The organism is Pseudomonas brassicacearum, assembly GCF_003732225.1.
Taxonomy (GTDB): Bacteria; Pseudomonadota; Gammaproteobacteria; order Pseudomonadales; family Pseudomonadaceae; genus Aquipseudomonas; species Aquipseudomonas brassicacearum_E.
The window spans coordinates 261,803-282,328 of record NZ_MOBJ01000002.1 but is presented as its reverse complement, the minus strand read 5'-3'; the positions used below and the strand labels follow the sequence as shown (position 1 = coordinate 282,328).

The 20,526-nt window shown below is 59.5% G+C and carries 20 protein-coding genes; 17 read left to right on the top strand and 3 right to left on the bottom strand.

The genetic code is table 11. The features are described 5' to 3' along the window. Window positions 1-3: 3 nt before the first annotated feature. The 10 genes from folK to BK659_RS02875 all read left to right on the top strand — a co-directional run bounded on the left by folK (window position 4) and on the right by BK659_RS02875 (window position 12,651). Entirely contained in the window at window positions 4-489 is a 486-nt protein-coding gene (gene folK / locus BK659_RS02930) for a 2-amino-4-hydroxy-6-hydroxymethyldihydropteridine diphosphokinase (protein WP_123423634.1), read from the top strand. Window positions 490-875: 386 nt separating this feature from the next. After that, window positions 876-1,676, top strand: a complete 801-nt coding sequence (gene panB / locus BK659_RS02920; RefSeq protein ID WP_123423633.1) for a 3-methyl-2-oxobutanoate hydroxymethyltransferase — start codon at window positions 876-878, stop codon at window positions 1,674-1,676. Then, window positions 1,673-2,533 carry a pantoate--beta-alanine ligase gene (panC, locus tag BK659_RS02915; protein WP_123423632.1) on the top strand — a complete coding sequence of 287 codons (861 nt, stop codon included), beginning with the start codon at window positions 1,673-1,675 and terminating at the stop codon, window positions 2,531-2,533. The genes panB and panC overlap by 4 nt, the downstream gene beginning before the upstream one ends. A 227-nt stretch (window positions 2,534-2,760) precedes the next feature. Further along, window positions 2,761-3,141, top strand: coding sequence for an aspartate 1-decarboxylase (panD, locus tag BK659_RS02910; protein ID WP_003228271.1), 381 nt, complete (start codon window positions 2,761-2,763; stop codon window positions 3,139-3,141). Window positions 3,142-3,385: 244 nt separating this feature from the next. Next, window positions 3,386-5,050 carry a glucose-6-phosphate isomerase gene (gene pgi, locus BK659_RS02905; protein ID WP_123423631.1) on the top strand — a complete coding sequence of 555 codons (1,665 nt, stop codon included), beginning with the start codon at window positions 3,386-3,388 and terminating at the stop codon, window positions 5,048-5,050. Between the two features lie 205 nt (window positions 5,051-5,255). Continuing rightward, on the top strand, window positions 5,256-7,193 hold the full coding sequence (acs, locus tag BK659_RS02895; protein ID WP_123423630.1) for an acetate--CoA ligase: 1,938 nt from the start codon (window positions 5,256-5,258) through the stop codon (window positions 7,191-7,193). Between the two features lie 62 nt (window positions 7,194-7,255). After that, on the top strand, window positions 7,256-8,128 hold the full coding sequence (locus BK659_RS02890; protein ID WP_123423629.1) for an oxygenase MpaB family protein: 873 nt from the start codon (window positions 7,256-7,258) through the stop codon (window positions 8,126-8,128). A 157-nt stretch (window positions 8,129-8,285) separates the two neighbouring features. After that, window positions 8,286-9,302 (top strand): class I SAM-dependent rRNA methyltransferase, encoded by a 1,017-nt coding sequence (locus BK659_RS02885; RefSeq protein ID WP_123423628.1) that lies wholly within the window; start codon window positions 8,286-8,288, stop codon window positions 9,300-9,302. A gap of 107 nt (window positions 9,303-9,409) precedes the next feature. Then, the gene (locus tag BK659_RS02880; RefSeq protein WP_404942506.1) at window positions 9,410-12,352 is read left to right on the top strand and encodes a DUF748 domain-containing protein; all 2,943 of its coding nucleotides are present in this window, start codon (window positions 9,410-9,412) and stop codon (window positions 12,350-12,352) included. 2 nt (window positions 12,353-12,354) lie between these two features. Next, complete coding sequence (locus BK659_RS02875) at window positions 12,355-12,651, top strand: DUF2845 domain-containing protein (protein ID WP_123423626.1); 297 nt, start codon at window positions 12,355-12,357, stop codon at window positions 12,649-12,651. Between the two features lie 165 nt (window positions 12,652-12,816). On the opposite strand, the gene BK659_RS02870 is transcribed toward BK659_RS02875, so the two are convergent. Both BK659_RS02870 and BK659_RS02865 read right to left on the bottom strand, forming a co-directional pair. Further along, complete coding sequence (locus BK659_RS02870) at window positions 12,817-13,173, bottom strand: BON domain-containing protein (RefSeq protein WP_123423625.1); 357 nt, start codon at window positions 13,171-13,173, stop codon at window positions 12,817-12,819. Window positions 13,174-13,488: 315 nt separating this feature from the next. Beyond that, complete coding sequence (locus BK659_RS02865; RefSeq protein WP_123423624.1) at window positions 13,489-13,899, bottom strand: pilin; 411 nt, start codon at window positions 13,897-13,899, stop codon at window positions 13,489-13,491. A gap of 226 nt (window positions 13,900-14,125) precedes the next feature. On the opposite strand from BK659_RS02865, the gene pilB reads away from it, so the two are divergent. Genes pilB through yacG form a run of 5 tightly spaced genes read left to right on the top strand, consistent with a single transcriptional unit; the run spans window position 14,126 to window position 18,739 of the window. Further along, entirely contained in the window at window positions 14,126-15,826 is a 1,701-nt protein-coding gene (gene pilB / locus BK659_RS02860; RefSeq protein ID WP_123423623.1) for a type IV-A pilus assembly ATPase PilB, read from the top strand. Between the two features lie 3 nt (window positions 15,827-15,829). Then, window positions 15,830-17,047: a type II secretion system F family protein gene (locus BK659_RS02855; protein WP_123423622.1), complete on the top strand. Its 1,218-nt coding sequence runs from the start codon at window positions 15,830-15,832 to the stop codon at window positions 17,045-17,047. 2 nt (window positions 17,048-17,049) lie between these two features. Then, complete coding sequence (locus BK659_RS02850) at window positions 17,050-17,922, top strand: prepilin peptidase (RefSeq protein WP_123423621.1); 873 nt, start codon at window positions 17,050-17,052, stop codon at window positions 17,920-17,922. Beyond that, window positions 17,919-18,542, top strand: a complete 624-nt coding sequence (gene coaE, locus BK659_RS02845) for a dephospho-CoA kinase (protein ID WP_123423620.1) — start codon at window positions 17,919-17,921, stop codon at window positions 18,540-18,542. The genes BK659_RS02850 and coaE overlap by 4 nt, the downstream gene beginning before the upstream one ends. After that, a complete protein-coding gene (gene yacG / locus BK659_RS02840; protein ID WP_123423619.1) occupies window positions 18,539-18,739 on the top strand; it encodes a DNA gyrase inhibitor YacG in 201 nt (66 codons plus the stop codon). The genes coaE and yacG overlap by 4 nt, the downstream gene beginning before the upstream one ends. A 43-nt stretch (window positions 18,740-18,782) precedes the next feature. Here the strand turns inward: yacG and BK659_RS02835 are convergent, their stop codons facing one another. Further along, window positions 18,783-19,469: an energy-coupling factor ABC transporter permease gene (locus BK659_RS02835; RefSeq protein ID WP_123423618.1), complete on the bottom strand. Its 687-nt coding sequence runs from the start codon at window positions 19,467-19,469 to the stop codon at window positions 18,783-18,785. A 131-nt stretch (window positions 19,470-19,600) separates the two neighbouring features. Here BK659_RS02835 and BK659_RS02830 point away from each other — a divergent pair, with 131 nt between their 5' ends. Further along, window positions 19,601-20,227, top strand: a complete 627-nt coding sequence (locus BK659_RS02830; protein ID WP_123423617.1) for a DUF1780 domain-containing protein — start codon at window positions 19,601-19,603, stop codon at window positions 20,225-20,227. Window positions 20,228-20,330: 103 nt separating this feature from the next. Next, a complete protein-coding gene (locus tag BK659_RS02825) occupies window positions 20,331-20,504 on the top strand; it encodes a DUF3094 family protein (protein ID WP_123423616.1) in 174 nt (57 codons plus the stop codon). Window positions 20,505-20,526: the final 22 nt, after the last annotated feature.

Genomic DNA, 20,526 nt, shown 5'->3' with positions numbered 1-20,526 from the left:
TCGATGGAACGCATCTACATTGGCATGGGCAGCAACCTCGCTGCCCCGGCGGAACAACTGCGCAGCGCCGTTGCAGCACTTGCGCAGTTACCCCGGACAGAGCTGGTCGGGGTTTCGAGCTTCTATCAAAGCGATTCCTTGCTGCCGGGCCAGCCGCGTTATACCAACGCGGTGGCCGCGATCGACAGCACGCTTGCGCCGCTTGAGCTGCTCGATGCGCTGCAAGCCATCGAAATCGACCAGGGTCGCGAGCGCCATGAACGCTGGGGTCCGCGTACGCTGGACCTGGACATCCTGCTATTCGGCGATCGACTGATCGACGAGCCCCGCCTCAAAGTCCCTCACTACCACATGCAGGCCCGAGCCTTTGTGCTCTACCCGCTGGCCGAACTGGTGCCAGCTGACCTGCAACTGGCGGACGGCCGTCACCTGCACGAACTGCTCGCTGCTTGTCCGTTCGTCGGGCTGGAACGCTTGGCTCAGACTTGATGCTAATCCCCTGTGGGAGCGAGCTTGCTCGCGATAGCGGTATGACCTTCAACATTGATGTTGAACGTGATGGCCTATTCGCGAGCAAGCTCGCTCCCACATTGGTTTGTGTCGCACACAAACTGTGCAGCATGCCACTCCGACAAAAATCTGCTGAATCGCATCAGTAACGTCGGTAACACCAACGGCGTAACATTGCGGTAACACATCCAATTGACTTCCCGAGTTCTCCTCACGACTATAGGCGTCCCGCTGCCGCCAACCCGGCACTACAGGGCGCAATCCAGGCTTTTCAAGCACGACACAAGACCGTGCGCCTGAGTAAATGAAGAATCACGCGCGTTACTCGCAGTAGTTTTCCAAGCGCCTGAATGAGGATTTTTTTCATGCCAGCTATCACCTTGACCACCTTGCAGAGCCTCAAGCAAAAGGGTGAAAAAATCACCATGCTGACCTGCTACGACGCCACATTTGCCCACGCCTGCAATGAGGCGGGCGTTGAAGTGCTGTTGGTGGGCGACTCCCTTGGCATGGTGTTGCAAGGACACGACAGCACCCTGCCGGTGACCACCGCCGAAATGGCTTACCACGTCGCCGCGGTCAAGCGTGGCAACACCGACGCCTTGATCCTCGCTGACCTGCCGTTCATGGCGAATGCGACCCTCGAGCAAACGATGACCAACAGTGCCCTGCTGATGCAGGCGGGTGCGCACATGGTCAAGGTCGAAGGCGCGCTGTGGCTGGCCGAGTCGATTCGTCTGCTGGCCGAACGCGGTATCCCAGTGTGTGCACACATGGGGCTGACGCCGCAGTCGGTGAACATTCTCGGCGGTTATAAAGTTCAGGGCCGCAATGAAAACCAGGCCCGGCAGATGCGTGCCGACGCGATTGCCCTGGAACAGGCCGGCGCGGCAATGCTGGTGCTCGAGTGCGTACCGAGCGAGTTGGCCCACGAAATCACTCAAGCGGTGAAGATTCCAGTGATCGGCATCGGCGCCGGCAATGCCACCGACGGTCAGGTGCTGGTACTGCACGACATGCTCGGCCTGTCCCTCTCCGGCCGCGCACCGAAGTTCGTGAAGAACTTCATGGCCGGCAAAGACAGCATTCACGCCGCCCTGAGCGCTTACGTCAGCGAAGTCAAAGCCGCGACCTTCCCTGGCGCCGAACACGGATTCTCTGCATGAACACTGTCAAAACCGTACGCGAACTGCGTGCCGCCGTAGCCCGCGCCCGCAACGAAGGCAAACGTATCGGTTTCGTGCCGACCATGGGCAATCTGCACAGCGGCCATATTGCACTGATCACCAAGGCTACCCAACGGGTGGATTTTGTGGTCGCGAGCATTTTCGTCAACCCACTGCAATTTGGTGCCGGCGAAGACCTCGACAAGTATCCGCGGACCCTGGCCGCCGACCAGGAGAAACTGCTGCAAGCCGGCTGTCACCTGCTGTTCGCACCAACGGTCGAGGAAATGTACCCGGACGGCATGGCCGGCCAAACCCGCGTCAGCGTTCCGCAGCTTTCTGAAGGCCTGTGTGGCGCCAGCCGCCCTGGGCATTTCGAAGGCGTGGCGACGGTGGTCAGCAAGCTGTTCAACATGGTCCAGCCGGACCTGGCGATCTTCGGCCAGAAAGACTTCCAGCAACTGGCAGTGATTCGTGCGCTGGTGCATGACCTGAACATGCCGATCCAGATCATTGGCGAGCCGACCGTGCGGGCCGCCGACGGCCTGGCGCTGTCCTCGCGCAATGGTTTCCTCAGCGAAGAACAGCGGGCCGTCGCGCCCGTGGTGTATCGCACGCTGAGCGAAATTGCCGAGGCCATCAAACAGGGTGAACGCGATTACCCGGCACTTCTGGCGCGGCAGATCACCCAGCTCATGGCCGCCGGCTTGCGTCCTGACTATCTGGAAATCCGCCATGCGCTGACCCTGCGTCCAGCGACCGCGGATGACCGTGACCTGGTGATCCTGGTCGCCGCATTCCTGGGCACGACCCGGTTGATCGACAACCTGCACCTGAACCTCGACGCCCCCGCATAACCACCGCAATCCCCCTGTGGGAGCGAGCTTGCTCCGGGCGGCGATCCGACGATGACGGCTTAACATTCAACAAAGATGTTGGCTGCCAGACCGCCATCGCGAGCAAGCTCGCTCCCACAGTAGAACGGTGTTGTTTTGTAGATTGCAGTCGGTTTCTCACGTCGTATTGCCGGCCTCAAAGGCTTCGGGCAAACTGCCGCGGTTCGGATCAGCCCAAGGAAACACTCATGCACGCCATCATGCTCAAGGCCAAGCTGCATCGCGCCGAAGTTACCCACGCAGTGCTCGACTACGAAGGCTCTTGCGCCATCGACGGCGAATGGCTGGACCTGTCCGGAATCCGCGAGTACGAACAGATTCAGATCTACAACGTCGACAACGGCGAACGCTTCACCACCTATGCGATCCGTGGCGAAGAAGGCTCGCGCATGATCTCGGTCAACGGCGCCGCCGCACACAAGGCCAAGGTCGGTGATCGGGTGATCATCTGCGCTTACGCTCACTACAGCGAAGCCGAACTGCTCAATTTCAAACCGCGCATGCTCTACATGGCGCCCGGCAACGAGCTGAGCCACACCAGCAATGCCATCCCGGTTCAGGTCGCCTGAGCCCTCCCCCGTACTCTGAGCACTGAAAACCCGCCTGCCTGGCTACCTGATGCGCCGGTACAAAAAAGTACCGGCCGCAGGTCAGACAAAGCCAAGACAGATCACACCGCGAGGTTTACTGTAATCGCCCTGCGCTATTTAATCGTTTACTCGCAGTTCGACCGGAGAGTGTCTGTCATCGAACAGGACATTCCGGGCTTTTCAGTGTCCTAAAGGCAGTCCAAGTAAAAGGAAACCCGCAGCGATGGCGTACTACCGCACTCCTCAAGACGTTACCGCTCTGCCAGCCTGGCAGGCGCTGAATGATCACCGCCAAGCCATGCAGGATTTCAGCATGCGCGAAGCGTTCAATGCCGACCCGCAGCGTTTCAGCCAATTCACCCTGAGCAGCTGCGGGCTGTTTCTGGATTACTCGAAAAACCTGATCACCACCGAAACCCGCAATCTGCTGGTGGGCCTGGCGAACGAAGTCGGCTTGCAGGACGCGATCAAGGCGTTGTTCAGCGGTGAAATCGTCAACGCCTCCGAAGGCCGCCCGGCACTGCATACGGCCCTGCGCCGCCCAGTGGGCGACAAGCTGTCGGTCAATGGCGTCAACGTCATGCCGGATGTACACAAAGTACTGAACCAGATCACCGAGCTGGTCGGGCGCATTCACGACGGCCTGTGGCGTGGTTACACCGAGAAGCCGATCACCGACGTGGTGAACATCGGCATCGGTGGTTCATTCCTCGGCCCTGAGCTGGTGTCCGAAGCGCTGTTGTCCTACGCCCAGAAAGGCGTGCGCTGCCATTACCTGGCGAACATCGACGGCAGCGAATTCCACGAGCTGTCGGCGAAGATTCGTGCAGAAACCACACTGTTCATCGTTTCCTCGAAATCCTTCAACACCCTCGAGACCCTGAAAAACGCCCAGGCCGCGCGCGCCTGGTACCTGGCCCAGGGTGGCTCCGAAGCCGAGCTGTATCGCCACTTCATCGCCGTTTCGAGCAACAACGCAGCGGCCGTGGCTTTCGGTATTCGCGAAGAGAACATCTTCCCGATGTGGGACTGGGTTGGCGGGCGCTATTCGCTGTGGTCGGCCATCGGTTTGCCGATTGCCCTGGCCATCGGCATGTCGAACTTCAAGGAGCTGCTGTCCGGTGCCTACACCATGGACCAGCACTTCCAGAGCGCGCCATTCGAACAGAACATGCCGGTGCTGCTGGCGCTGCTGGGTGTCTGGTACGGCAACTTCTGGGGCGCGCAAAGCCACGCGATCCTGCCGTACGACCACTACCTGCGCAACATCACCAAGCACTTGCAGCAACTGGACATGGAATCCAACGGCAAGAGCGTACGTCAGGACGGCACACCGGTTTCCACCGATACCGGTCCGGTCATCTGGGGCGGCGTCGGTTGCAACGGTCAACACGCCTATCACCAGTTGCTGCACCAGGGCACCCAGTTGATTCCGGCTGACTTCATTGTGCCGATCGTCAGCTTCAACCCGGTTGCCGACCACCACCAGTGGCTGTACGCCAACTGCCTGTCGCAAAGCCAGGCGCTGATGCTCGGCAAGACCCGCGCCGAGGCGGAAGCCGAGCTGCGTGAAAAAGGCATAGCCGAAGACCAGGTGCAGAAGCTTGCGCCGCACAAGGTGATCCCGGGCAACCGCCCGAGCAACACCCTGGTGGTCGAGCGCATCAGCCCGCGTCGTCTGGGCGCGCTGGTTGCGATGTACGAACACAAGGTGTTCGTGCAGAGCGTGATCTGGGGCATCAACGCCTTCGACCAATGGGGCGTGGAACTGGGCAAAGAACTGGGCAAAGGTGTCTACAGCCGCCTGGTCGGCAGCGAAGAAACCCCGGCCGAAGACGCTTCGACCCAGGGCCTGATCAACTACTTCCGCGGTCGTCACCGCGGGTGATCTGATCACTGCTCCCACAGGTCTGCACAGACCTTGTGGGAGCGAGCTTGCTCGCGATGACGGTTTGATATTCGAGGAAAATGTCGGCTGTCAGACCGCTATCGCGAGCAAGCTCGCTCCCACATTGGTCCCCTGTACGACTTGAACCCTCCCCCTACTCGGCGCATCTTTATCACTTGTCGCAATACAAGAATAAGGAACCGTCATGTTCGATATCAGCATGTTCCCCAAAGCCGATGCCGTCCGCCGGGCTGCACAATTGAGTCAGGACGACTACCTGCGCCTGTACCGCCAATCCATCGAGCAACCCGACATCTTCTGGGCCGAACAGGCCAAGCGCTTTCTCGACTGGTCGACACCCTGGCAAAGCGTCCAGCAATCAAATATCAAAACCGGCACGGCACAGTGGTTTGCCGGCGGCCAGCTCAATGTCAGCTATAACTGTATCGATCGCCACCTCGCCCAACGCGGCGAGCAGACCGCAATCATCTGGGAAGGCGACGACCCGGCCGAATCGCTGCACATCACCTACCAGAAACTCCATCACTCCGTCTGCCGCCTGGCCAACGTGCTAAAAAGCCGTGGCGTAAAAAAAGGCGACCGGGTGTGCATCTACATGCCAATGATCCCTGAAGCCGCCTACGCGATGCTTGCCTGCTCGCGCATCGGCGCCGTGCACTCGGTGGTCTTTGGCGGGTTTTCCCCCGACTCCCTGCGTGACCGGATCCTCGACGCGGACTGCCGCACCGTGATTACCGCCGATGAAGGGGTACGTGGCGGTAAATATGTACCGCTCAAACAGAACGTCGACAACGCCCTGCTCAGTTGCCCGGCCGTCAGCACTGTTGTAGTGGTCGAACACACTCAGGGCGACGTCAATTGGGTCGAGGGCCGCGACCTCTGGTATCACCAGGCACTGCGCGACGTCAGCGACGACTGCCCGCCAGAACCGATGGACGCCGAAGACCCGCTGTTCATCCTTTACACCTCCGGCAGCACCGGTAAACCCAAGGGCGTGCTGCACACCACTGGCGGCTATCTGCTGCAAGCAGCGATGACCTTCAAGTACGTGTTCGATTACCGCGACGGCGAAGTGTTCTGGTGCACCGCCGATGTCGGCTGGGTCACCGGCCACAGCTACATCGTCTACGGGCCGCTGGCCAACGGCGCGACCACGCTGATCTTCGAAGGCGTGCCGAGCTACCCGAACAGCTCGCGCTTCTGGCAGGTCATCGACAAACATCGGGTGAACATTTTCTACACTGCGCCAACCGCCCTGCGGGCCTTGATGCGCGAAGGCCTGGAGCCCTTGAAAGACAGCTCGCGCGCCAGTTTGCGGCTGCTGGGCAGCGTCGGCGAACCGATCAACCCGGAAGCCTGGGACTGGTATTTCAACGCGGTCGGCGAGCAGCGCTGCCCGATCGTCGACACCTGGTGGCAGACTGAAACGGGCGGCATCATGCTCAGCCCGCTGGTCAGCGCGCAACGGATCAAGCCCGGCTGCGCGACCCAACCCATGTTCGGCGTGCAACCGGTATTGCTCGATGAGCACGGCAAGGAAATCAGCGGCGCCGGCAGTGGCGTGCTCGCCATAAAATCAAGCTGGCCGGGGCAGATCCGCAGCGTCTACGGCGACCCACAACGCATGCTCGACACCTATTTCAAACCCTATCCCGGCTACTACTTCACCGGTGACGGCGCGCGGCGCGATGAAGATGGCGATTACTGGATCACCGGACGCATCGATGATGTGATCAACGTCTCCGGACACCGCATCGGCACTGCCGAAGTCGAAAGCGCACTGGTACTGCATGACAGCATCGCCGAGGCGGCGGTGGTCGGTTACCCACACGACCTGAAGGGCCAGGGCATCTACGCCTTTGTCACGCCGATGAACGGCATCGAACCCAGCGACGCGTTGAAGAAAGAACTGCTGGCCCACGTCAGCAAGGAAATCGGCAGTTTCGCCAAGCCCGATCTGATCCAGTGGGCACCGGCCTTGCCGAAAACCCGTTCGGGCAAGATCATGCGACGGATCCTGCGCAAAATCGCCTGCAATGAGCTCGACAGCCTCGGCGACACATCGACCCTGGCCGATCCCAGCGTGGTCGCCGGGCTGATCGACAAGCGTTTGAACCAATGACTGAATAACCCAGGCGCGGCCACTGGCCGCGCATCTTTTAATGCTGCTGCCACCGAGTTGTCATGGAATTCATCCGTAGCCGTATCGAAACCCAGATCATGAGCCTGTCCGGCCTTTCGCTGGGCAAGCTCGACCTGGAAAACCCCAAGGGCGACCCCGGGCTCTTCGGCCCCGACTCGGTGAGCTGGCAAGTGCATGGCGACTTCAGCAGCATGCTCATCGGCGGTATCAGCGCCCTGATGCTGCAAGCCTTGCATCCGCTGGCACTGGCCGGGGTCTGGGATCACTCGAACTTCCGTGAAGACATGCTCGGTCGATTGCGCCGCACCGGGCAATTCATTTCCGGCACCACCTTCGGCTCGCGTCAGGACGCCGACTGGCTGATCGAAAAAGTCCGCACCATTCACCTGCAAGTGGTCGGCACCGCGCCCGATGGCCGGCCTTACGCCGCCAGCGATCCGGACCTGCTGACCTGGGTCCATGTGGCCGAAGTCAGCAACTTCCTCGTCGCCCATTTGCGCTACCGCAACCCGAATCTTTCACCCGCTGATCAGGACCGTTACTACGACGAGATCGCCTTGGTCGCCGAGCGTCTGGGCGCTCGCGATGTTCCGCACTCACGCCGGGAAGTCGCCGAGTACCTTGAGCGAATTCGCCCACAGCTGCTCTGCGATGAACGCAGCCGCGAAGTGTTGCGGTTGCTCCTCGCTGCACCGTCACCCAGCCGTCTGGCCAGGCCCTTCGGTGGGCTGATGATGCAAGCGGGTATTGACCTGTTGCCCGACTGGGCCAGTGACATGCTCGGTGTCCGCCAGAATCCGCTGCAACGCAAACTGATTCGCGCCAGCGTCAATCGCAGTGCCACGATGCTGCGCTGGGCGGTGCGCAATGGTTCAGTGCAGCGGGCCAAACGGCGTATGGGCCTGCCGACTTGAAAAAAACTTCAAAGCATCGTGAGCAGGCTCGCTCCCACAGTAGATTGATGAACGACACAAATCCAATGTGGGAGCGAGCTTGCTCGCGATGGCAGCACCTCGGTCCCGCACCAAGCTGTTAAACTCCCGCGCCAAATTCCCCAGCAAGGCGCTTTGCATGTCTTCCTTGAATCAGGCGCTGTGCGCCGCCCTCGATCATCGCCAAGACTTGCTCGCCGAGCTGCACTCGCAAGGCACCGACTGCTATCGGCTGTTCCATGGCAGCCAGGAAGGTGCCGGCGGCCTGACCGTCGACCGTTACGGCCCACAGCTGCTGGTCCAGAGCTTTCACCAGTCGCTGGAACTCGATGACTTGCTCGCGTTGCACGCGACCATCAATCAGCGCCTCAACCTGAACACCCTGCTGGTCTACAACGACCGCTCACGGGGCAACTCGCGTATTGATCGCGAAGACACGGTTTACCGCGCCGAAGAAGCCGCGCTGGCCGACATGGTCGGCCACGAATGGGGACTGAACTACCGGGTCCGTGGGCGCCACGCCGGGCAGGACCCTCTACTGTTTCTCGACCTGCGCAATGCCCGCGGCTGGGTCAAGGACCACAGCGCCGGCAAAAGCGTGCTGAACCTGTTCGCCTATACCTGCGGCGTCGGCCTCAGCGCTGCGGCCGGTGGAGCCCGTGAGGTGTGCAATCTGGATTTCGCCGAGGGCAACCTGGCCGTCGGCCGCGAGAATGGTCTGCTCAACCCGCAACTGCCAACCATGCAGTTCGTACAGTCCGATTACTTCCCGGCCATCCGCCAACTCGCCGGCCTGCCGATCAGCCAGCGCCGGGGGCAGAAACTGCCCGGTTATCCGCGCCTGGAACAACGTCAATACGACCTGGTTCTGCTCGATCCTCCGGCCTGGGCCAAGAGTGCATTCGGCACTGTCGATCTGTTGCGCGACTATCAGAGCCTGCTCAAACCGGCACTGCTGACCACCGCCGACGATGGCGTGCTGATCTGCTGCAACAACCTGGCAAAAGTCAGCATGGACGACTGGCGTGAGCAAGTGCTGCGCTGCGCAGAAAAAGCCGGACGCCCGGTGCGTGACTGGAAAGTGCTGACACCCGGCAGCGACTTTCCGTCGATGGATCAACAGCCGCCACTGAAAACCCTGATCCTGCAACTCTGACCTCTCGCGAAAAAAACCAGAAATTTGCTGTTCAAGGTGATTGCTTCGCAACCTTAATCGCGTGCCATACTCCAAGGCACTCCGGATCCAGATAGATGAAGCCACACATGCCCAAAGGATTGATTCGCGCCATCGGCGCCTTGTTGACCGCTGTCGCCCTTTATAGCCTGTTGGGGTTTCTGATTTTGCCAGGCATCGCCTTGCGGATTGCCAATCAACAATTGGCCAACTACGCGACGGTGCCGGCGCACATTCAACGGATCGAACTCAATCCCTTCAGCCTTGAACTGACGGTGTGGGGCCTGAACATCGGCGAGCCGGGCAAGGAACAGATCGCCTTCGAGCGCCTGTACGCCAACCTGCAAATCGACAGCCTGTGGACCCGTGCACTGCACCTGACCGACATAGAGCTGGACAAGCCGAAAACCGAGATACTGTTCAACAAGGACGGCAGCCTGAACCTCACGCAGCTGTTCAAGTTGCCGGCCAGTGAACCAACGCCCGCCGAGCCGAATGCCAAACCTTTCCCGCTGCGCATCGACCGGATCAATCTGGCCGGTGGTTATGTGCACTTCCAGGATCTGCGCCCGAGCGAGCCGATCGAATTTCTGTACGACAAGCTCGACTTCGAACTGAAAAACCTCAGTACCCTGCCCGACGACAACGCCGCCATGACCCTGGTCGCTGCTGGCCCGGCCGGAGGTCAGATCGACTGGACCGGCCACATCAGCCTGGTGCCCATCACTTCCGAAGGCACGCTGAAAGTGACCGACGGCAAGATGAAGTCCTGGTGGCCTTACGTGCGTGATGCGTTACCGCTGGTGCTTGAAGACGGCACCCTGAACCTGAGCACCGATTACACGTTCAACCTGGACAAGGGAACCGAACTGCTGCTGAACAACACTTCGGTGAGCATCGCACCCTTCGCCATCAAGGCCCCGGATGGCCGGCCACTGGTGCGCCTTGAGCGCCTGGACGTCAGCGAGACCACGGTCGATCTGGCCAAGCAACAAGTGATCGTCGGCAAGATCCGCAGCCAGAAACTCGAAACCTGGGTCACCCGCGAAGCCGATGGCCAACTCGACTGGCAGAAACTCTTCGCCAGCCAACCGGCCAAACCCGCCACAAAACCCGAGTCAACCAAGGCCCCGGCTGCCGCAGACTCGCCGCAACCAAAACCCGACCCAGCTACGCCGAGCAAACCCTGGCAAGTACTGCTCAAGGATGTAGAGCTGCGTAACTATCAAGTGCACCTGGCCGACCGTCAGGCGCAACCGGCGGTGGCACTGGAACTCGGCCCGTTGAACGTCGACGTGAAGAACTTCGATAGCCTCAATGGCTCGCCGTTCTCCCTCAAACTCGATACCGGGCTGGGCAAGCAGGGCAAGATTCTCGCGGACGGGGAGGTCAACCTCGCGCCGATCAGCGCCAAACTCAAGGTCCAGACCAAGGACATCGACCTGCGTGTCGCCCAGTCCTATATAAACCCGTTCATTCGTCTGGAGTTGCGTTCCGGGATGCTCGGCAGCGACCTGGCGGTTGACCTGAAAAGCACTGACCCACTGGCGTTCAGTGTCACAGGCAGGGCCCAGGTCGATCAACTGCACACCCTCGACACCCTGAAAACCCGCGACTTCCTCAAGTGGCAGCAAGTGGTGGTCGAAGGCCTGAACTACCAACATGGCGACAGCCTGTCGATCGACAAGATCAACCTGTTTCAGCCGTATGTGCGCTTCATGATCAATGATGACCGCACCACCAACATCAATGACCTGCTGATCCCGCAATCGGCCGACAGCGGCAGCAAAACCGTCGCCGCAAAACCTGCCGCGAGCAAAGACAAGCCACTGGGCATCCACATCGGTGGTATTGCCATCAACGACGGCTCGGCGAACTTCGCCGACTTCAGCCTGACACCGAACTTCGCCACTGCCGTTCAACAACTCAACGGCCAGATCGGCACCATCGACAGCCGCCAGGTCAAACCCGCCGCCGTCGACATCAAGGGCAAGGTCGATCGCTACGCCCCGGTGACCATCAAGGGCAGCGTCACCCCGTTCGACCCGATGGCCTCGCTGGATATCGCCACCAGTTTCAAACGGGTCGAACTGACCACCCTGACACCCTACTCCGGCAAGTTTGCCGGTTACCGGATCCGCAAGGGCCGGCTCAATCTCGACCTGCACTACCAAATCACCAAGGGCCAGTTGAAAGCCGAAAACAAAGTGGTTGTGGAGCAACTGCAACTGGGCGAAAAAGTCGACAGCCCGGACGCCGTGAGCTTGCCGCTGAAACTGGCGATCGCGCTGCTCAAGGACTCCGATGGCAAGATCTCCATCGAGTTGCCGATTACCGGTGACCTGAACAATCCGCAGTTCAGCGTGATGCCAATCATCTGGCAAACCCTGCGCAACCTGATCGTGCGCGCGGCCGAGGCGCCCTTCAAGTTCATTGGCGGGCTGATCAACGGCAGTGGGGCCGAGGACCTGGGCAGCGTGTCGTTCGCCCCCGGTTCAAGCGAGCTGAGCAAGAACGCCGAGTCGGCGCTCGATACCCTGGCCAAAGCGCTCAAGGAACGTCCGACCCTGCGCCTGGAAATCGAAGGCACCGCCGCCGAAAAGAGCGATGGCCCCTTGATTGCCGAACAGCGACTGGAACGTGAATACCAGTACAACTACTACAAAATGCTCCAGCGCCGCGGCGACAAAGTCCCTGCGCAAGCCTCGTTGCTGGAAGTCCCGGACAGCGAAAAAGGCCCGTTGCTCGAAGCCATTTACCGCACACGCCTGAAAACCCAGCCACCGGCCGAATGGACGCAACTGGGCAAAGCAGAGCGCACCGCCAAACTGCGCGAAGGTGTGATCAAGTTCTGGGCTTCAGACAACGTGCTGCTGCGCCAACTGGGTCAGGACCGCGCCAGCAGCATCAAGGACTACATGGTCGATAAAGCCCAGCTGGCCGATGACCGGGTGTACTTCATCGACGCTAACCTGGGTGAGGCCGAAAGCGATGGCCGGGTCGTCACGCCAATGCATCTGGACGCGGAGTGAGTATGAACAACCGATTGCTGATCGGCCTGATACTGGCGCTTGCCGCCAGCCAGGCGTCGGCGGCCGATACCTTGCGCTGCGGCAGTCAGTTGATAAGCGTCGGTGATCGCGCCGGTGAAGTGCTGCAAAAATGCGGCGAACCGGTGGCACGCGACTCCTTGGGTTACAAACGTAGCCCCAACCGCCGGGAAGAGTTTCCGGTTGAAGAATGGACCTACGGCCCAAACAGCGGCATGTACCAATACCTGCGTTTTGAAGGCAACCGCCTGGTACAGATCACCAGCAAGCGCGGCAACTGAAGTTACTACTATCCATTGTGGGAGCGAGCTTGCTCGCGATAGCTGACTAACATTCAACATATAGGTTGAATGATGAATTGCTATCGCGAGCAAGCTCGCTCCCACATTGGTTCTGCAGGGTTCGTTGGATTCCCTTCTCCCGATTCAGGCGAGAAGCCTTGAGTCTTACTTGGTCATCAGGCCATCAGCCGAAACGGCTTTGACGCCTTTGATTTTCTGGGTGATAGCGACTGCCATATCTTTCTGGGATTGGGTCACGGCTACTTTCGACGACAGAGAAACTACGCCTTTGTTGGTTTCGACTTTGATGTCGGTGCCAGGAATACCTTTCTCGGTGACCAGATCGCTTTTCACTTTGGTGGTGATCCAGGTATCGGAAGTCGCTTCCTCGGCCTTGGTCATTTCACCGGCAGCGACCACCATCGGCGACTGAGTGGTTTGCGTGGTCTGCGCAAATGCAGCGTTGGCCATGGTCAGGGTCAGAGCGGTAGCAGTTGCGGCAGCGATAGCGAACGTCTTCATACGAGTAACTCCTGTTCTTCCGGAAAGTCTGCTGCATGCCTTCTCAGCAGGGTTAACAGAGACAGTGCGAAGGCTGTGCCAACTCCCGCACACAAATTAAAACCTTATAAATCAACATATTATAAAAAAATCAAACCCCCAGAATCATGCAAAATGCATGACCCGAGCGTTGTTGACATGCAAGTTGCGGCTTTTATCGAACGCTCAGGGTCATGAATCGCCGGGACTTTTTCGAATGACCGTGCGGCCACCAAAGTGCTGGCAATAAAATGCCTCGCGTCCGCAGAGGCGAGGCATTGATGCTTCGATGCAAGATCAGACGCCAGTGCAACCCTTGGGCGCGTAGTCCTGCAATACCGTGGTCGCGCAGCTCCAGCCGGTCGTTGCTGACCGCGAGAGTGTGATGGTTTTGCCGAGCACCGGTCCTGGTGCATTGAGAATCGTGCAGGCAATAGTGCCTACACCGGTGGCGGCAGTACCCGATGCCGTGATCGTGCAGTTACCGGTCGTTGCCGTGCCGTTGATCAGCGCCAGAGTCGGGTCAGTGCCCTGATTGATAATGTCTTCAAAAGACACCTTCAGCGCCGAAATTTCCGCCACCCCCGCCGTCACCTTGGCCCGAGCCTGATATTTGGAATACATCGGCAACGCGAACGTCGCCAGAATGCCGATGATTGCCACCACGATCAGCAGCTCGATGAGGGTAAAACCTTTTTGATTATTCATAGAACAGGCTCCATGCATGAGGCGAAATCTCATGTCCTGATCAAGTCAAAGCACAGCACATGCCAAGCCTTTCGCCCCCTGCCTACAGGGTGTCAGACCGACATTAGCCCGACGCGCACCCCGAGAAACCGCACTATCTGACACTTTTTGTCACCTCAAGAACGCTGATGGGGCTCCATCCGTTGACTAGGCTATAAGTCTTGAACTGTCTGAGTCTGGTACTCGAATGAACGACATCAACCTCAGCGGCCTGGCCAAGCAATTGGTGCTGGCCGAACTGCTCACTGACCACAGCGCGCATCAGGCGGATCAGCAAGCCCACCGCAATCGCATTTCCCTGGTCAGCTATCTGGTACAAAACAAACTGGTGAGCAGTCGCCAGGTTGCAGAAGTTGCCTGCGAACATTTCGGCGTCGCCTTCCTCGACCTCAACTGTCTCGACAAGGACACCCTGCCCAAAGAGCTGGTCAGCGAAAAACTGATTCGCCAGCACCACGCCCTGCCGCTCTGGCGGCGCGGCAACAAACTGTTCGTGGGCATTTCCGACCCGAGCAATCACCAGGCGATCAACGACATCCAGTTCAGCACCGGGCTTACCACCGAAGCGATCCTGGTCGAAGACGACAAACTCAATGACGCCATCGAAAAGTTCTTTGATACCCACAGCTCCGGCCTGGAAGACATGGACGACGTCGACCTCGAAGGCCTGGACATCGAGGCCATCGACGACCAGCGCCAGGACACCATCACCGGCCAGGACTCCGACGATGCCCCGGTGGTGCGCTTCGTCAACAAGATGATGCTGGACGCGATCAAGGGCGGTTCCTCGGACCTGCATTTCGAACCCTACGAAAAATCCTACCGGGTGCGGGTACGTACCGACGGCATGCTGCGCGAAGTTGCCAGGCCGCCGATTCAACTGGCCAACCGCATCGCCGCACGCCTCAAGGTGATGGCCAGCCTGGACATCTCGGAACGTCGAAAACCCCAGGACGGGCGGCTCAAGATGCGCCTGTCGAAAAGTAAATCCATCGATTTTCGGGTCAACACCCTGCCAACGTTGTGGGGCGAAAAAATCGTGATCCGGATTCTCGACCCGTCCAGCGCACAGATGGGCATTGACGCGCTGGGTTACGAGCCCGATCAGAAAGACCTGTACATGGCGGCGCTCAAACAGCCTCAAGGGCTGATTCTGGTCACCGGGCCGACCGGTTCGGGGAAAACCGTATCGCTGTACACCGGGCTGAATATCCTCAATACCGTCGACATCAATATCTCCACCGCCGAAGACCCGGTAGAGATCAACATGGAAGGCATCAATCAGGTCAACGTCAATCCCAGGCAGGGCCTGGACTTCGCTCAGGCGTTGCGTTCATTTCTGCGCCAGGACCCGGACGTCATCATGGTCGGCGAGATCCGCGACCTGGAAACCGCCGAAATTGCGATCAAGGCTGCGCAAACCGGACACCTGGTGCTGTCCACCCTGCACACCAACAGCGCGGCGGAAACCCTGACCCGCCTGCACAACATGGGCATCCCGGGGTTCAACATCGCCACCGCCGTGCACCTGATCATTGCCCAGCGCCTGGCTCGCAAGCTTTGCAGCCACTGCAAAAAAGCCCTCTCGATTCCCGACGAAACCCTGATCAAGGAAGGCTTCCCTCGGGAACGCATCGGCTCCTTCACGATCTACGAACCCGCCGGTTGCGAACACTGCAACAACGGTTACAAAGGGCGAGTCGGCATTTATGAAGTCGTGAAAAACACCCCGGAGCTGCAACGGCTGATCATGGCTGAAGGCAATTCTCTGGAAATCGATACCCAGATGCGCAAGGACGGCTTCAACGACCTGCGCACCTCGGGCCTGCTCAAGGCCATGCAGGGCGTCACCAGCCTTGAAGAAATCAACCGGGTCACCAAGGATTGAGTCATGGCGGTCAAAGCAATCAAGGTCAATTTGTACGCCTGGGAAGGCACCGACAAGAAAGGCAGCAAAATAGCCGGCGAGCTGAGCGGTCATAACCCGGCCGTGATCAAGGCGCAGCTACGCAAACAAGGCATCAACCCGGGCAAGGTGCGGAAAAAAACCGCCTCGCTGTTCAGTGCCGGTAAACGTATCACGGCATTGGACATTGCCCTCTTCACCCGGCAAATGGCGACCATGATGAAAGCCGGCGTGCCCTTGCTGCAGTCGTTCGACATCATCGGCGAAGGCTTCGACAACCTGAATATGCGCAAACTGGTGGATGAGGTGAAACAGGAAGTCGCCGCCGGCAACAGCTTCGCCACCGCACTGCGGAAAAAGCCGCGGTACTTCGATGAGCTCTACTGCAATCTGGTCGATGCGGGCGAACAGGCCGGCGCCCTCGACACGCTGTTGGAGCGGGTTGCGACCTACAAGGAAAAAAGCGAAAGCCTCAAGGCCAAGATCAAAAAAGCCATGACCTATCCGCTGGCCGTGGTTATTGTCGCAGTCATCGTCACCGGCATTCTGCTGGTCAAAGTGGTCCCGCAGTTTCAGTCGGTGTTTTCCGGATTCGGCGCAGAACTCCCGGCCTTCACCGTGATGGTGATCGGTCTCTCCGAGTTCATGCAGGCGTGGTGGTGGCTATTGCTGGGTGGCCTGATTGTCGGGTTTCTGGGCTTTCGCCACGCGCTCAAACGCTCACAACGCTTTCGCGACTGGCTGGACACTCATCTGCTGAAACTGCCGATCATCGGAACGCTGCTCTACAAATCGGCAGTGGCCCGTTATGCCCGCACATTGTCGACCACCTTCGCTGCGGGCGTGCCCTTGGTCGAAGCCCTGGATTCGGTGGCTGGCGCCACTGGCAATATCGTCTTCAAACGGGCGGTTTTGCGCATCAAGCAAGATGTCTCCACCGGCATGCAGTTGAACTTCTCGATGCGCACCAGCGGGGTTTTCCCCAACATGGCCATTCAAATGGCTGCCATTGGTGAGGAATCCGGCGCACTGGACGACATGCTCGACAAGGTTGCGACCTACTATGAAGCTGAAGTCGACAATATGGTCGATAACCTCACCAGCCTGATGGAACCCTTCATCATGGTGGTGCTCGGCGTCATTGTCGGCGGGCTGGTGGTTGCGATGTACCTGCCCATTTTCCAACTCGGCACAGCGATCTGAACATGCCCTTGAGTGAGTTTCTGGCCGGTTACCCACTGGCGTTTGTTGTCATCACACTAGTGCTCGGACTGGTGATCGGCAGTTTTCTCAACGTGGTGGTCTGGCGTCTGCCGAAAATGCTTGAGTACGACTGGCGGCAACAAGCTCTGGACGTACTGGATTTACCGCCCGAAGCACCGGGCCCGGCCTACAACCTGATGCTGCCGCACTCGCAGTGCCCGCATTGCGCGCATCGAATCCGCGCCTGGGAAAACATACCGCTGCTCAGTTACCTGATACTCCGCGGCCGCTGCTCAAATTGCAAAGCGCCGATCAGCACACGCTACCCTTTGACCGAACTGGCCTGCGGCGTGCTGTCGGCGTTTGTCGCCTGGCACTTCGGCTTTGGTTGGCAGGCGGCGTGGGTGCTGGTCTTGAGTTGGGGGTTGCTGGCGATGTGTCTGATCGACGCCGACCACCAATTGCTGCCGGATGTGCTGGTGTTGCCGTTGTTGTGGCTGGGGTTGATCGTCAACAGCTTCGAACTCTTCGTATCCTTGCAGGCGGCGATGTGGGGCGCGGTGGCCGGCTATCTGCTGCTGTGGTCGGTGTATTGGCTGTTCAAACTGATGACCGGCAAGGAAGGTATCGGTCACGGAGACTTCAAGCTCCTGGCGCTGCTTGGTGCCTGGGGCGGCTGGCAGATTCTGCCGCTGACGGTCCTGCTTTCATCACTGGTGGGCGCCGTGGGGGGAGTGATTTTACTGCGCCTGAAAGAGGCTAAAACCTCGACGCCGATCCCCTTCGGACCGTATCTGGCAATTGCCGGCTGGATTGCCTTGCTCTGGGGTGGTCAAATAACCGACTTCTATTGGCAGTTTGTCGGTTTCAAATGAATACCCCTGTGGAAAAACCCTGGATTCTCGGCCTGACCGGTGGCATCGGCAGCGGCAAAAGCGCAGCGGCCCGGCATTTCATCGATCTGGGCGTGCATGCAGTGGACGCCGATCATGCCGCACGCTGGGTGGTTGAACCCGGTCGCCCGGCGCTGGCGCAAATTGCCGAGCACTTCGGTACCGGCGTGCTGCAAGCCGACGGTCAACTGGATCGCGCCGCACTGCGCAAACTGATCTTCGAAGTACCCGAAGAACGCCGCTGGCTCGAAGCGTTGCTGCATCCACTGATCGCTCAGGAAATCGCCGCGCACCTGGCACGCGCACAATCACCCTATGCGATTCTGGTATCGCCGCTGCTGATCGAGTCCGGGCAGTACAAAATGACCCAACGAGTGCTGGTGATCGATGCACCAGAACACTTGCAGATCGAACGCACCTTGCAGCGTGACCAGACCAGCGAACAGCAGGTTCAGGCGATCCTCAAGGCCCAGTCCAGCCGTCAGGACCGCATCAGCCATGCCGACGATGTGGTGGTCAACGACCGCGACCTCGCGTGGCTGCACAGCGAAGTCGAACGCCTGCATCACTTTTACCTTACTTTGCGTGGAGGCCAGTCATGAGCCAACCCCCTGTCGTCGAATGTCCAACCTGCGGCGCCCCTGTTGAATGGAGCGAGGCCAGCACCTTCCGGCCGTTTTGCTCGGACCGTTGCAAACTGATCGATCTGGGCGCCTGGGCGTCGGAAGAACACAAGATTCCGGTCAGCCCCGACTCTGAAGACGAGTTGTTCTCGGAAGATTTCGACCCGCGTCACTGATCCCCGGCATCAGGGGCGCATGCAGCCATAATCCAGTTCGTTATCAAGGCTTGTCGTCGTCCTTCCAAGGCGCCGACAAGTAACGCGTGCGATTGAAGGTCTCCAGCCACTCGGGACAGAACACCACCAGCGCACTGATCACCATTCCGTTGATGAACGCCTCGGGGAAGATGATCAACCACAGATAACCGACAAAATCCTCCAGCCATTCCGGCATCGCAAAACGCTCGTCGAACCACAGCAAACCCAGCCCCACTAAAAGACAGAGCAACGCCGAGAGCGCGGCGGCCAAAAAGCCTGAGCAGAAGATATACACAAAGGGATTACGCGGTTGCGCCCGTTCCACCAGAATCGCGCAACATTCGGTGACCAGCACCGGCAACAGGATCAGCAACGTGCCATTGACCCCCATTGCGGCCAGGTCCTGACGCCCGAGCAGCACCAGCCCCACCTGCGCAACCAGCCCGCCGACAATCGCCAGCGGCCAGTCCAGCAGCAACGTCACCGCCGTCATGCCAATAAAGTGGTAGGAGACGCCGGTATCGAAATCCCGTCGCACCAGCCAGAGTATGAACAGCGAGAACACGGTGCCAAACAGCAAATGCTGACGTCGACTGTCGGTGAACAGCTCGACCCATGGTGCTCGCGCAACGGCCCAGATCAGCACAGGCACGTAGATCAACCAGCCGAGCGTGAGGGTTTCGGGTGACAGTAATCGGGCACCGATCATGAGGGTAAATCCTTCGACTCCACAGCTGACTCCTTGGCAACAGCCCCATACGCAGCAGTCTACACCGCCCCCAAGTCGTGCCACTCGATGCAAAGCTTCAGCTTGTCGCATTTGGACGCTAAGCTTGGCCTATGGATGACTCAGATTATTTGCGCCTGCTGACCATCGCGGCCGAGCAAGCCAACGCGTTTCTCTCCAATGCCCGCAAATGGGAGCGTGAGCGTTGGGTCTGCCAACGCCTGCTGCAAGGCTTGAACATTCCCTACCGCGTCGACGAATTCAGCCCTGCCGGGGAGCCGCCGGACGTTCTGTTTCGCGAGGCGAATTTCGAGGTGTTCTTCGTGCTCGACGAAGGTCGACGGCTCAATGACGAGTGGCGCGACGAGCTACAACGCCGGCGCAGTGCCTTCTCCCTGAGCCAACTGGTGCGCCGCGAAGCCAAACCCAGGCGCATTCCCGCCAACGAGTTCTTGCTGAGACTGGCGCCGACCTTGCGCAAAAAAGCGCACAACTACAAAGAACGCGGCATGGACCTGGGCGAACTGGACATCATCGCCTTCGCCAGCCTCAAGCGCGAAGTACTCGACCTCAACAGCCACTTCCCGCCGCCCACTGAATACCTGCGCCAGGGCTGGCGCTCGCTGTCACTGGTGGGCCCGACCTTCGCCCGAGTGCTGTTCGCCCACCCCGAGGCGCCGGACTTTCTGCGCGGGAACCTGGGACGCAGCATCGTCTTCGACGTCGGGATCAGCCTGTGAGCGTCGAGCCCTTCCCTGCCAGCGGCTATGCTCCGTTCACAGGGGGATAAATTCCCTGTAGCTTCTACACATTCAGCAACGTCTACCCCTGACGAGGCCCACGATGACCAGCCGCCTGAAACCCGACGACCAGCAGCATGTCGAAGACTACCTGCAACTGTCCCAGAACCGAGTCGAGCGCCGGCCTTTCCGGCCGTGGATGCTCCTCGTGGTGGTATTGGCAGTGACGATTGGCCTGGGCCTGCTGAGCCGACTTATCAGTTACCTGACGTTATGAGCTGCATCGCGCTCGCTCGGGT

Bases quoted from the DNA above. Each gene is read 5' to 3' on its own strand.
- BK659_RS02875 (WP_123423626.1), top strand. From the start codon at position 12,355: ATGAACAACCGATTGCTGATCGGCCTGATACTGGCGCTTGCCGCCAGC.
- coaE (WP_123423620.1), top strand. From the start codon at position 17,919: ATGAATACCCCTGTGGAAAAACCCTGGATTCTCGGCCTGACCGGTGGC.
- BK659_RS02865 (WP_123423624.1), bottom strand. From the start codon at position 13,899: ATGAATAATCAAAAAGGTTTTACCCTCATCGAGCTGCTGATCGTGGTG.
- BK659_RS02850 (WP_123423621.1), top strand. From the start codon at position 17,050: ATGCCCTTGAGTGAGTTTCTGGCCGGTTACCCACTGGCGTTTGTTGTC.
- panB (WP_123423633.1), top strand. From the start codon at position 876: ATGCCAGCTATCACCTTGACCACCTTGCAGAGCCTCAAGCAAAAGGGT.
- BK659_RS02880 (WP_404942506.1), top strand. From the start codon at position 9,410: ATGCCCAAAGGATTGATTCGCGCCATCGGCGCCTTGTTGACCGCTGTC.
- yacG (WP_123423619.1), top strand. From the start codon at position 18,539: ATGAGCCAACCCCCTGTCGTCGAATGTCCAACCTGCGGCGCCCCTGTT.
- folK (WP_123423634.1), top strand. From the start codon at position 4: ATGGAACGCATCTACATTGGCATGGGCAGCAACCTCGCTGCCCCGGCG.
- BK659_RS02855 (WP_123423622.1), top strand. From the start codon at position 15,830: ATGGCGGTCAAAGCAATCAAGGTCAATTTGTACGCCTGGGAAGGCACC.
- pgi (WP_123423631.1), top strand. From the start codon at position 3,386: ATGGCGTACTACCGCACTCCTCAAGACGTTACCGCTCTGCCAGCCTGG.
- BK659_RS02890 (WP_123423629.1), top strand. From the start codon at position 7,256: ATGGAATTCATCCGTAGCCGTATCGAAACCCAGATCATGAGCCTGTCC.
- BK659_RS02870 (WP_123423625.1), bottom strand. From the start codon at position 13,173: ATGAAGACGTTCGCTATCGCTGCCGCAACTGCTACCGCTCTGACCCTG.
- BK659_RS02825 (WP_123423616.1), top strand. From the start codon at position 20,331: ATGACCAGCCGCCTGAAACCCGACGACCAGCAGCATGTCGAAGACTAC.
- panC (WP_123423632.1), top strand. From the start codon at position 1,673: ATGAACACTGTCAAAACCGTACGCGAACTGCGTGCCGCCGTAGCCCGC.
- BK659_RS02830 (WP_123423617.1), top strand. From the start codon at position 19,601: ATGGATGACTCAGATTATTTGCGCCTGCTGACCATCGCGGCCGAGCAA.
- BK659_RS02885 (WP_123423628.1), top strand. From the start codon at position 8,286: ATGTCTTCCTTGAATCAGGCGCTGTGCGCCGCCCTCGATCATCGCCAA.
- pilB (WP_123423623.1), top strand. From the start codon at position 14,126: ATGAACGACATCAACCTCAGCGGCCTGGCCAAGCAATTGGTGCTGGCC.
- BK659_RS02835 (WP_123423618.1), bottom strand. From the start codon at position 19,469: ATGATCGGTGCCCGATTACTGTCACCCGAAACCCTCACGCTCGGCTGG.
- acs (WP_123423630.1), top strand. From the start codon at position 5,256: ATGTTCGATATCAGCATGTTCCCCAAAGCCGATGCCGTCCGCCGGGCT.
- panD (WP_003228271.1), top strand. From the start codon at position 2,761: ATGCACGCCATCATGCTCAAGGCCAAGCTGCATCGCGCCGAAGTTACC.